The 11,283-nt window shown below is 40.8% G+C and carries 10 protein-coding genes; 2 read left to right on the plus strand and 8 right to left on the minus strand.

Features of this window, described 5'->3' with window-relative positions:
* Positions 1-12 precede the first annotated feature (12 nt).
* From fliH to ABX891_RS13555, 6 genes are all read right to left on the minus strand, one after another.
* Positions 13-819 (minus strand): flagellar assembly protein FliH, encoded by an 807-nt coding sequence (fliH, locus tag ABX891_RS13530; protein WP_354629724.1) that lies wholly within the window; start codon positions 817-819, stop codon positions 13-15.
* A 3-nt stretch (positions 820-822) separates the two neighbouring features.
* The gene (gene fliG / locus ABX891_RS13535; RefSeq protein ID WP_007581881.1) at positions 823-1,863 is read right to left on the minus strand and encodes a flagellar motor switch protein FliG; all 1,041 of its coding nucleotides are present in this window, start codon (positions 1,861-1,863) and stop codon (positions 823-825) included.
* Positions 1,856-3,571 carry a flagellar basal-body MS-ring/collar protein FliF gene (fliF, locus tag ABX891_RS13540; RefSeq protein ID WP_039484629.1) on the minus strand — a complete coding sequence of 572 codons (1,716 nt, stop codon included), beginning with the start codon at positions 3,569-3,571 and terminating at the stop codon, positions 1,856-1,858. The genes fliG and fliF overlap by 8 nt, the downstream gene beginning before the upstream one ends.
* A gap of 20 nt (positions 3,572-3,591) precedes the next feature.
* Positions 3,592-3,924, minus strand: coding sequence for a flagellar hook-basal body complex protein FliE (gene fliE / locus ABX891_RS13545; protein ID WP_354629725.1), 333 nt, complete (start codon positions 3,922-3,924; stop codon positions 3,592-3,594).
* A gap of 156 nt (positions 3,925-4,080) precedes the next feature.
* Positions 4,081-5,547 (minus strand): sigma-54-dependent transcriptional regulator, encoded by a 1,467-nt coding sequence (locus tag ABX891_RS13550; RefSeq protein ID WP_354629726.1) that lies wholly within the window; start codon positions 5,545-5,547, stop codon positions 4,081-4,083.
* Positions 5,544-6,656, minus strand: coding sequence for a sensor histidine kinase (locus ABX891_RS13555; protein ID WP_007581877.1), 1,113 nt, complete (start codon positions 6,654-6,656; stop codon positions 5,544-5,546). The genes ABX891_RS13550 and ABX891_RS13555 overlap by 4 nt, the downstream gene beginning before the upstream one ends.
* A 132-nt stretch (positions 6,657-6,788) precedes the next feature.
* On the opposite strand from ABX891_RS13555, the gene ABX891_RS13560 reads away from it, so the two are divergent.
* Positions 6,789-7,382: a DNA-3-methyladenine glycosylase I gene (locus ABX891_RS13560; protein WP_002959348.1), complete on the plus strand. Its 594-nt coding sequence runs from the start codon at positions 6,789-6,791 to the stop codon at positions 7,380-7,382.
* Positions 7,383-7,695: 313 nt separating this feature from the next.
* Here ABX891_RS13560 and ABX891_RS13565 read toward each other — a convergent pair whose 3' ends face one another.
* Together ABX891_RS13565 and ABX891_RS13570 are read right to left on the minus strand one after the other, a co-directional pair.
* Positions 7,696-9,132 carry a sigma-54 dependent transcriptional regulator gene (locus ABX891_RS13565; protein WP_002959350.1) on the minus strand — a complete coding sequence of 479 codons (1,437 nt, stop codon included), beginning with the start codon at positions 9,130-9,132 and terminating at the stop codon, positions 7,696-7,698.
* Positions 9,133-9,281: 149 nt separating this feature from the next.
* Complete coding sequence (locus ABX891_RS13570; protein WP_354629727.1) at positions 9,282-10,067, minus strand: flagellin N-terminal helical domain-containing protein; 786 nt, start codon at positions 10,065-10,067, stop codon at positions 9,282-9,284.
* A 208-nt stretch (positions 10,068-10,275) separates the two neighbouring features.
* Between ABX891_RS13570 and pseB the strand changes: the two genes are divergently transcribed.
* The gene (pseB, locus tag ABX891_RS13575; protein WP_002959352.1) at positions 10,276-11,277 is read left to right on the plus strand and encodes a UDP-N-acetylglucosamine 4,6-dehydratase (inverting); all 1,002 of its coding nucleotides are present in this window, start codon (positions 10,276-10,278) and stop codon (positions 11,275-11,277) included.
* Positions 11,278-11,283 lie beyond the last annotated feature (6 nt).

Here is an 11,283-nt window from a genome sequence, read left to right on the forward strand (position 1 = left end):
CCAATAAAATAGTTAGATACCACTATTATGCAAAAAACTATCCAACGTTTCTTTGACACGTGTTTTAAGGGTCATATCGAGTGATGATTGCGCTGTTTTAACTTCACAGCCACCGCGCTCAAGAGTGGGCTCTGCCATTAATTGCCAGTTATTATCAATAATGGTTTGTTCACCGTAACTCTCTTTTATGAGCTCTAAATCTTCGGGGTTTAAATGAATTCGTACTTTTTCTTGCTCGGCATTAAGAGAATCTATACTTTGCTTTAACGTATGTAAAATCACATCAGGCGATGTTTTTACTTCTTGATAAATAACAGCTTCCGCTAACATACTAGCAAGTTGTACTAATTGCTTTTCAACTTGTTCATCGACTTTATCTAGCGGTGCAGTAAGTCCCTCTAAAATAGTTTTTAAACTTGTTAACTGCTCTTCAATTAATGGTTTTACGTCATCAAGGCCTTTGGTTTTACCTTGCTCTAAGCCTTCTTTGTAGCCAGCCTCTTTGCCTTCGCCAACGCCTTTCTCAAAGCCGTCTATGTAGCCTTGCTCATGACCTTGCTTGAGGCCTTCTTCGTAGGCGTCTTGCCTAATGCGTTCAAGCTCAACCATAGTAAGCGCAGGCAATTCTGGTTCTTGTGGCTCATCAATTGGCATTTCTTCAGCTAATTCTTTTTTATACAGATCACTAAGCGGTGTGCCGTAAGCTGTAGAGCGATTGCCAAAGCTGCTCTCATCTGGTGCTACATCTGGAATAGCCCAGTTTTTTAATAATTCATCGGCTTCATCAGCCCGAAGTGTGCGCCCTTTGAGTTTGCTCATGGTTTACAAGAACTCCTCGCCACCGCCGCCGCCCAGCTGAATTTCACCTGAGTCAGATAAACGACGCGCTGTTGATAAAATCTCTTTTTGCGCCGCTTCTACTTCACTTATACGAACAGGTGCCATAGCTTCTAAATCATCAGCAAGCATTTCGGCTGCACGCTTAGACATATTGCCCAGTATCTTATCTTTAAGGGCATCGTCGGTGCCTTTAATTGCTTTCATTAATACGTCTTGTTGTACTTCTCGCAGGATTGCTTGAATACCACGGTCTTCAACATCCATTAAGTTTTCAAACACAAACATTAAGTCTTGAATTTGCTGCGACATCTCTTCGTCATGCTCACGAATAGAGTCCATTAACTGCCCTTCTACATTGGTATCTAGGTAGTTCATTATATCTGCAGCTGCTTTTAAGCCGCCCATTTTAGCGGCTTGCGCACCTGCTTGGCCAGCAAATTGTTTTTCCATAATTTCGTTTAGCTCTTGCAGTGCTGCTGGCTGAACTTCTTCAAGGTTTGCAATACGCATTGTTAAATCTAAACGCACTTTTTCAGGGAACTGAGCAATAATCTCAGCTGACTGTTCTGGCTCTAAATACGATAATACAATAGTTTGAATTTGCGGATGCTCATTACGAATAATGTTTGCTACCTGCTTAGAGTCCATCCATTTTAATGAATCCAAGCCTTTAGCACCTGAGCCCATAACAATTTGGTCAATAAGGCTAGCGGCTTTGTCTTCACCAAGTGCTGCTGTAAGCGCTTTTTTAATAAAGTCTTCTGACTGAAAACCAATGGTACTAAAGCTTTGAATTTGTTCTATAAACAAGTTGTGTACAGCGCTTATTTTAGCCTGAGATAAATCCTGTAGCCCAGCCATTGCCATACCCACTTTTTGCACCTGTTTAGGTTCTAAGTGTTTAAGGATTTGCGCGGCATCTTCTTCTGATAAACTCAAAAGTAATATAGCGGCTTTATCTACCCCATCTAGCTTATCAACATCAAAGGCTGGCGGGAGTTGTTTTTGTTCTTGATCAGTCATCTTCTGTTAACCACGCTTTGACTACTTGTGATGATAGTTCTGGTTCGTTAGCTACAAGGGCACGAATTGCTTTGAGTAAATCTTCGTCGCCATGTAAATCCGGTAACTGCAGTGTACCATCACTTGAGAAACCAACCGAAGCAGAATCAAAGTCTTTATTTAGCATATCAAGTGTATTGTCGCCAATATCTACGCCTGAACTTAATGCATCTTCGTCGTATTCTTCTAGTGTATCGTCTGGGTAAATTAAGCGCTTAAGCATTGGTTTTACTACTGCCATTATCAATACAATGATAACTAAGGCGCCTAGTACAAGGCGGGCTATTTTCATAAACCAGTCTTGTTCCCACAGTGGCACTTCTATTGCTAAATTTGTTGCTTCACGTACAAACGGCACTGTTACTACTTCAAGTGCATCACCACGTTGCATATCAAAACCTACACCACCTTGTAGTAAGCGACGAATATTTGACAATGCCTCTACCGAGCGCGGGGCCATAGTTGTTTCGCCGTTTTCTCCCACTTTAGGGACATAGTCAACAGCAACTGACACACTTATTCTGCGTATTACACCACTTTGCTGGCGCTTGTGAGAAATAGTTGTATCAAGTTCATAATTACGTGTTGCTTCTTTGTGGCTACGTGTTGGTGATGTAGCTGTGCCTGCGCCGCCTTGTCCTGCAACTTCAGGGATGTTTGAGTTTAGCGGTGGCTGATTTGTAAGCGCACCAGGAATACCAACAGCTAAACCACCAATGTTATTTTCTTCAAATGTGGTTTCGCTTCTAACCGCTGGTAGGTCTGGGTTATAACGCTTTTGAGTTTCCTCAACTGAGCTAAAGTCCATGCTCAAATCAACTTGAGCTGTATAGTTTGCAAGCCCAACAACCGGTATTAAAATACTGTCTATTTTTTCAAGATACTCTTGTTCGCGCTTGCGTTCTAAATCGTATTCTTTACGAGAGCGTGCTGCTAATGAGCTTTGCGAACCTGAATTTAATAATCGACCATTTTGGTCAGTAACTGTAACACGTGCAGGCTCTAAGCCTTGTACTGCTGAAGCAATCATATCAACAACAGAGTCTACTTCTTCACGGTCAAGTGAGCGGCCACGTTTAAGTGTTAATACAACAGTAGCGGATGGTTTTTTCTCTCTGCGGGCAAATACGTTTTCTTTAGGGATGGCTAACAATACTTTGGCGCGCGTAATGTTATTTAGCTCTTCAATGGTGCGTGCTAATTGCTGCTCACGACCATGCTTTAAGCGTTCACGCTCCAAGCGTTGGCTTACACCAAAGCCCATATCTTGCATAATTATGTCAGAGCCAGATGCAGGGCCTTGCTCTAACCCTTCGCGGGTCATTAGCAATTTAATATTTTGGTATTCGCTTTCATCAACCGATACAACATTGCCATCAAGTTGATATTCAATTTTTTGCGCATCTAAAAAGTCTAATGTTTGAATAAGCTCTTCTGTTTGCATTTTGCCTAACGGGCGCATATCTGGCTGACGAGCCCAAATAATAATAAAAATCGCGATAGCTAAACAAATAGCCAATGCTATAACCAATGTTACTTGGCGCAATACATCAACACCATTTAAAGCACTTAAGTAGCCTGACTTTTGTTCTTGTTGATCATCACCACCACTTTGGTCAATACCGCCACCAGCAAGTGCTAGGTCTGTAGATTGGTTAGATTGCGCCACAATAATTCTCCACTACCTAATTAAACAGGCATGTTCATGATTTCTTTATAAGCTTCAACAAGTTTATTACGAACCTGTACTGTAGCCTCAAAAGCAACTGACGATTTTTGAGAAGCAATCATCGCCTCAGCAAGGGATACACTTCGATCCCCCATCTCAACTGCTGTTACTTTTTGCGCGGCATCTTGTTGTAACCCGTGCACTGAATTTATTGCATCACTTAGCATGTCGCCAAATTGTGCTGTAGAAGTAGACTGCGCCTGAGTTGGCAGTTTATTAGTTTGATTATTACGGCCGGCTTCTAAAGCCATTGATTGCATTTCTTGAAATACAGCACTGTTTTGAATTTTCATAATTTATCTCTGACACGCAGTGAACTCTTATAAGTAATAAAGCACAAAGCATGCCAAATAATTAATCATTAAAATACAAAAGGTTAACTTTAATTTACGTGAGTCAGAGTTTTGACAACCCTAAGTTCGCAGCGCAAACTTAGGGTTTATAGGAGGTTATGCAGGAAGTGAAATACCTAAATCGCGCATTTGCGCTAGTTTATAACGTAAAGTTCGTGGGCTTATGCCCAACGTTTCGGCAACGTCTTTACGCTTACCTTGGCAACGTGCAAGGGTTTCTAAAATAATGCGATGCTCTTTGTCTTTAAGCTCATCTTTATAGCTACCGGTATCTGCCGCTAATAAACCTTGTTTAGGCTCATCCTCAGCATGCGACTTTTCATCATAATATGCAGAGCTTAACATGCTTTTATCAGCGCCTTTATCTGCGTGAGTCACTTCTGTTGGCGATACGGTTTGCGCCGGTGCCAATGAAGGCTCCATAACAAAGTTATTAGATATTAAGTTTTCGATAAAAATAGCATGCTCGTTTATTGTATCGCCACTTCGCAGTATAAGTGCACGCTGTATAACGTTATCAAGCTCGCGTACATTACCAGGCCACGCGTGAGCCAGTAACTTTTGCTCAGCAGCTTTATCTAAATATGCCATGGGCTCTTTGCTTTTACTTATATGGCGTTCAATTAAATGCTTAGCCAATACAATAATATCACCAGGGCGTTGGCTCAATGGTCGCCACATAAGTGGAAAAACATTAAGCCTGTAATATAAATCTTCTCTAAACTGATTATCTACTACAGCTTCTTTTAAATCACGATTACTGGTTGCCAAAATACGTACATCGAGCTGAATTGTTTTACGCCCCCCTAAACGCTCTACTTCACGTTCTTGCAGTACGCGTAAAAGCTTAGCTTGTAGCCCTAAATCCATTTCAGTAATTTCATCAAGTAAAATAGTGCCGCCTTGTGCTTGCTCAAACTTACCCGGACATGCTTGAATCGCCCCCGTAAAAGCCCCTTTTTCGTAACCAAATAACGTGGCTTCAAGCATATTTTCAGGAATCGCCGCACAGTTAATCGCTACAAATGGCTCATTACATCGGCTCGACTTATCATGAATATAACGCGCAAGTACTTCCTTACCCGAGCCACTTGGGCCAAGTACCATTACACTTGCATCAGAGCGTGCTACTTTACTTGCAAGCTCCAATAATTGAATACTAGTTGGATCAGCAACAATGGGGCCGTCGGTTTCTTTTGCTTTTTCAGGCAAATAACGACTCACCATATTTAACAGCACTTCAGGTGCAAATGGTTTTGCCATGTAGTCAATTGCACCTAGGCGCATGGCCTCTACCGCATCGTCAATTGTGGCATACGCCGTCATCATCAATACAGGTAAATCAGGGTGGTTTAATTTAATACTACGTAGTAAATCCAGTCCACTCATTGCGCCCATTTGCACGTCGCTTACAACAAGCGAAAATTGATCTTTTTTAAGCAGTAACATTGCTTGCTCAGCACTGCTCGCTGCAACACATTCAATACCCGACATTTCAAGGGTATCTATTAAGGCTTCACGAAGCCCTGCGTCATCTTCGACAACTAAAATAGTGTTACTCATAATGACCCCTCTAATTTAGATGTTGCCTTAATAGGCAGTAACAAGCTAAAGCAGGCACCACCCTGCGTATTATTAGTCACATCAACACGGCCTTGGTGCGCACTAGCCACCGAACTCACTACAGCAAGCCCTAAACCCGTGCCCTGACTTTTTGTAGTAAAAAATGGTTCAAAAATTTTATCGCTTTGGCTTAAATCAACACCTGGGCCATTGTCGCTCACACTAATACGAACCATATCTAAATCTTTTAAATCTCTTTGTGCGCTAATTTTTACTTTTGCGCCGCCGCCAATAACTTGAATACTATTGTGCACTAGATTTTGAATAGCACTGGCCAATGCCGTTTTATTACCAACTATTTGTATATCGGGTTCTGGTAAGCTTACATCCAGTTCACTTTCATTAAGTGCGACCATCGCATCGGCACCTGCTTTAACTTCGGTTAAAAGCTGCTGCATTGAAACTTGCTCAACAACTTGCTGATCGCCACTTTTAGCAAATAACAGCATGTCGTTTACTTGAGTTTCTAAATCTTTTAAACGCGACATTAACTTTGTTTGAAAGTTATCGCGAGATGCTTCGGGTAAGCGCTTAGACCCTAAATTAGCAGCGTACAGCATAGCGGCTGAGAGCGGCGTACGGACTTGATGCGCTAATGATGCAACCATTTTACCCAGCGCGCTTAATCGCTGCATATGTGCAACACGTTTTTGTAAGCGGCGAGTTTCGGTTAAATCCGTCATTAAAATAAGTTGCCCAGGCTCTGGTGCTAAAGCAGTAATATCAAGCTTTATTAGGCGTCCGTCTTTTAAAGACACTTCATGGCCATCATCTTGATGTGGCCTAAAAGAGCGCTGAATAACATTAAACCAGCGCTCACCTTCAAGTGGCTCGCCAAGCATATCAATCGCTATTTGATTCGCTTTTGCAATCAACCCTTTGCCATCAAGTACAACCACGCCTGCTGGCATGGTATCAACCAAATGCGAAAGCCAACTTGCTTGCTTGCGCAGATCGCTTAATTCACCAATGTACTCCTCTTGAAGTAAACATGGGTTATACTGATTTGCAGAAAAAAACTGTGGTTTTAGCACGCTAGCAAGGGCCATAATCAAATCTCGAATTGATGTAGATATATGTCTAAATGCACGATTTATACCAAAATTTATTTACATACTTATCATTAAGTTACATCAATAATTTGAGCGACATAAAAATGACGCACACAAAAAGGAATAATAATGAGTGAGCAAAAAAAGTGCCGTTGCCCGTGGCTCGACACCACTAAACCCGACTACGTTATTTACCATGATGAAGAATGGGGCGTCCCTCTTTATGATGATACAAAGCTGTTTGAATTTATCACTCTTGAATCAGCGCAAGCCGGCTTAAGCTGGTACACAATTTTAAAAAAGCGCAGCGGTTATAAAAAAGCATTTGCTAATTTTGATGTAGATAAAGTGGCACAATTCACACAAGATGACATTGAGAGATTAATGCTTGATGAGGGTATTGTGCGCAATCGCTTAAAAATTGCGGCAACCGTCAACAACGCAAAGCGCTTTATAGAAATACAAAAAGAATTTGGAAGTTTTAGTAACTACCAATGGCAGTTTGTCGATAATAAACCGATTATAAGTAATTTAAATAACGCTGAGGACTACCCAGCAATTACAGAGGCATCAACTGCATTTGCGAAAGATTTAAAAAAACGGGGTTTTAAGTTTTTAGGACCAACCACGGTTTACGCTCATATGCAGGCCTGCGGTATGGTTAACGATCACAGTAATGATTGTTTTAGGAAAGAAGAAATTATTAAGACTTTTAGTGAGTAAGTGATTTATAACCATAAAAGTGATTAGTTCACAAAGAGGTTAAGAGACGCTGCGCTTTAGAGAAGTAAAGCGTAAGTTGACTATGGTTTCTCATTTACCTTCGTTTTTCTCTTTGTGAAATAACGTTTTATTTAAATGATTAAAAGCTACGCTTTTCACGCGAGCAAGCTCAGCGTCTACCGCCAAGGTTTAAGTTTGGGTTATCTTGTAGACGCCAAACTTGCTTGCGTGACGGGCAAAGCCCGTAAAGTGATTGATCACAAATAAATAATAAATAATAAATAACGAAAAGTATTTCACCATTTTCGTACTTCTAATCTCGTGAAAGATTATACTTTTTCATTTTCTCAACGAGTGTTGTTCTGCGAACCCCTAATATCTCCGCAGCACGCGCTACAACGTAATCATAGCGCTCTAACGCTTGGGTTATTAAGCTAATTTCAAGTTCGGCTAAATAATCTTTAAGTTCAATACCATCATCAGGCAATAGCCCACTACCCGTTTGGCTAAACTCAGCATCGGGCTCACTTTCATAATCACTAAAACCGGTGCTAAATATGTCGTTAAAGGCATCTTTTTCCATTAACTCTTCAGGGTATTCTGGCTCGTAGGCTTCAACTTCAATGTAACGATATTTGTTAGGTAAATCAGGAATATCAACCACTTTGTCAGGGAACATAATGACCATACGCTCCACCAAATTAGCAAGCTCACGAATATTACCAGGCCAAGCATGTTCTTTTAAGCTCTCAACTGCCCGCTCTGTAAACTTAGCGGTAGAACCAGTCTGGTCGTTAACACGGCGCATTAACTCTTTTAAAAGCAGCGGTATATCATCAGCACGTTCACTAAGCGATGGGTTTTCGATAGGAAATACATTTAAGCGGTAATATAAATCTTCCCTAAAACTGCCCTCTTCAATCATTGTTTCAAGATTACGATGCGTGGCCGCAATAACGCGTACATCAGCTTGGATTGCCTTTGTACCACCAACACGTTCATAGCTGCGTTCTTGCAATACTCGCAGCAACTTAACTTGCATTTGCAGTGGCATATCGCCTATTTCATCTAAAAATAGCGTCCCGCCTTGAGCTAGTTCAAAGCGCCCTTTACGAGCCGATATAGCACCAGTAAACGCGCCTTTTTCGTGGCCAAATAGTTCACTTTCGAGCAGCTCTGCCGGAATAGCACCACAGTTTACAGGTACAAACGGTCCATTAATGCGCTTTGAAAGCAGGTGTACATTACGGGCAACCACTTCTTTACCTGTGCCTGACTCGCCTAAAATTAAAACATTAGCATCGGTTTTTGCCACTTGTTCAATTAAAAAGCGAACATCTTTTACGGCCTCTGTTTCACCAACAAGTCCGTCAAAAGTTTTATGTGGTTTAGAATGCTTATGCTCATTTGGCAACATGCGCTGATACTGCTGGCAATCGTGAAGTAACTGCGTTGTCACTTCGTGATTAAATGGCTCGCAAATAAGCCCCACCACATTAGCTATACTTAATAGTGGTTTTAGCGTTTCGCCAATTAATAAAAACGGTAATGTTGGATAGCGTTTAATTAAGCTTTCGTAGTCAAGTGATTGCAACGCTCCTAAAATAATCATGCATTCTTGCTGCTGATATTTTTTGCATTCTTGTTCAAAGCAGTCTTCGCTTAATAGTTGTACAGCTTCACCAATAAAGCCAAGTGAAGCATTTAATCCTATTGCGCGGTTGTTATTATTATCTAAAATCAAGATCATATTTAGCGAGCCGTACTTTCACTAATTTGTATAATTAGTTAAATTGTAAGCCAGTTCAGCATGGATGCAAGTGATAGCGGCAGTTTTTTGACATAAACGCCAAAAAACAGACGGATTGGTTAACTTAATAATACTTAATGATTATTAAGTTAGAGTAAACTCAAAATAGACTCAGCAGATTGATTAGCTTGTCCACGAAGAGCAATAGATGCATTCGTCAAAATATCGTTTGAAGCTTGTCGTGAAACTGCTTGCGCATAATCAGTATCTTGAATACGACTTTGGCTCGCAACAATATTTTCTTGCTGTGTACCTAGCCCTTTAATAGTGCTCGCTAAGGTATTTTGAAAAGCGCCTAGTTCAGCACGCTGAGCATTAATTTCGTCGCTCGCTTGATCACTAATATCAATAGCAGCTTGTGCGCCTGCTTGAGTTGAAATATCAATAGTTGCAATCGCAGCAGCAAAGCTACCGTCGGAAGGTGTAGTTTTTTGTGTTGTATTGGCATCTGGCCCCACTTGAAACGACACTGACTGACCATCGAACAAAGGCTTACCGCCAAAAGACGCGTTTTCAAACGTCTCTGTAATTTGACTTTGTAACTGCACCACTTCTTCTTGTAATGCAGCACGATCATTATCACTTAACGCACCATTCCCCGCCTGAAGAGACAATTCCCGAATACGTGACACTGCATCATTAACCCCAGATAAACTTGACTCAGTCACTTGTGAATAAGAGATACCGTCGTAAGCATTGCGAACAGCTTGCCCATAACCATCTTGTTGGGAGGTTAACCGGTCAATAATTTGTAATGCCGCGGCGTCATCCGCCGCTGAGTTTACTTTTTTACCCGTAGCAAGTTGCTCTGCAAGCTGCTTTGGGGTTTGCTGAGTTTGGTTTAAAAAGTTAGTTGCTGGTGATTGAATTTTCATAACAGGCTCCGACACACTGAATGGTTAAATTATAGCTTAATTTGCCAAATTTTGTACTTTGTACCATGTTTAAACTAAATTAACTTGGCATCGTGCTTGCTAACCTACTCTGTTAATAGGTAAAGTACTGAGCAGTGTATTAAATTTCACTTTTGCGTATTTAATTTTTACTATAACTACGCCAATGATAAATAACTTGGGTAACACTATGTTCGATAACAAAACAATTTTAATTACCGGTGGTACCGGATCATTCGGTAAAAAATACGTAAAAACGTTACTTGAACGATACAAACCAAAAAAAATAATTATCTTCTCTCGTGATGAGCTGAAACAATTTGAAATGCAGCAAGACTTTGATCAACCATGTATGCGCTATTTTATCGGTGATGTACGCGATAAAGACCGTTTACGACGTGCAATGCGTGGGGTCAACTATGTAATTCATGCAGCTGCTTTAAAGCAAGTCCCTGCGGCTGAATACAACCCTATGGAATGTATCAAAACTAATATAAATGGTGCTGAAAACGTGATTGATGCAGCACTGGACAACAATGTTGAAAAAGTCATTGCGCTATCGACTGATAAAGCAGCCAACCCAATTAATTTATATGGCGCCACAAAATTAGCATCTGACAAACTCTTTGTTGCGGCTAACAACATTGCCGGTGGTAATCGCACCACATTTTCAGTTGTTCGTTACGGTAATGTAGTCTGCTCGCGCGGTTCAGTAGTGCCTATATTCCAAAAATTTATTGACCAAGGTCGCGACCATATCCCTATTACCCATGAAGAAATGACCCGCTTTTGGATAAGCCTACAACAAGGTGTTGATTTTGTACTAACAAACTTTGAGCGTATGCTAGGTGGTGAAATTTTTGTTCCTAAAATCCCCTCAATCCGTATTACAGATTTAGCCAAAGCAATGGCTCCCGATTTACCGGTTAAAATAATTGGTATTCGCCCTGGAGAAAAGCTTCATGAAGTAATGTGTCCTGCGGATTTATGCTTTGAAACTTATGAATATCAAGATCATTTCTTAATAGCTCCTGGAATTAAATTTAGTAGCCGCAGTAATGATTTCACTGTTAATGCATTGGGTGAAAAAGGCAAAAAAGTAAAACAAGGTTTTGAATATAACTCTTTAAGCAACCCACAGTACATGACTCTTGAAGAAATAAAAGACTTTAATGTGCAAGCTTTGTTGTAAATACTG

The sequence above is a fragment of the Pseudoalteromonas sp. NCIMB 1079 genome (assembly GCF_040567695.1).
Lineage (GTDB): Bacteria > Pseudomonadota > Gammaproteobacteria > Enterobacterales > Alteromonadaceae > Pseudoalteromonas > Pseudoalteromonas distincta.

What these genes read in the sequence shown, in the direction of transcription:
- fliH (WP_354629724.1), bottom strand. Translation starts at nt 819, where the DNA reads ATGAGCAAACTCAAAGGGCGCACACTTCGGGCTGATGAAGCCGATGAA.
- fliG (WP_007581881.1), bottom strand. Translation starts at nt 1,863, where the DNA reads ATGACTGATCAAGAACAAAAACAACTCCCGCCAGCCTTTGATGTTGAT.
- fliE (WP_354629725.1), bottom strand. Translation starts at nt 3,924, where the DNA reads ATGAAAATTCAAAACAGTGCTGTATTTCAAGAAATGCAATCAATGGCT.
- ABX891_RS13550 (WP_354629726.1), bottom strand. Translation starts at nt 5,547, where the DNA reads ATGAGTAACACTATTTTAGTTGTCGAAGATGACGCAGGGCTTCGTGAA.
- ABX891_RS13555 (WP_007581877.1), bottom strand. Translation starts at nt 6,656, where the DNA reads ATGGCCCTTGCTAGCGTGCTAAAACCACAGTTTTTTTCTGCAAATCAG.
- ABX891_RS13560 (WP_002959348.1), top strand. Translation starts at nt 6,789, where the DNA reads ATGAGTGAGCAAAAAAAGTGCCGTTGCCCGTGGCTCGACACCACTAAA.
- ABX891_RS13565 (WP_002959350.1), bottom strand. Translation starts at nt 9,132, where the DNA reads ATGATCTTGATTTTAGATAATAATAACAACCGCGCAATAGGATTAAAT.
- ABX891_RS13570 (WP_354629727.1), bottom strand. Translation starts at nt 10,067, where the DNA reads ATGAAAATTCAATCACCAGCAACTAACTTTTTAAACCAAACTCAGCAA.
- pseB (WP_002959352.1), top strand. Translation starts at nt 10,276, where the DNA reads ATGTTCGATAACAAAACAATTTTAATTACCGGTGGTACCGGATCATTC.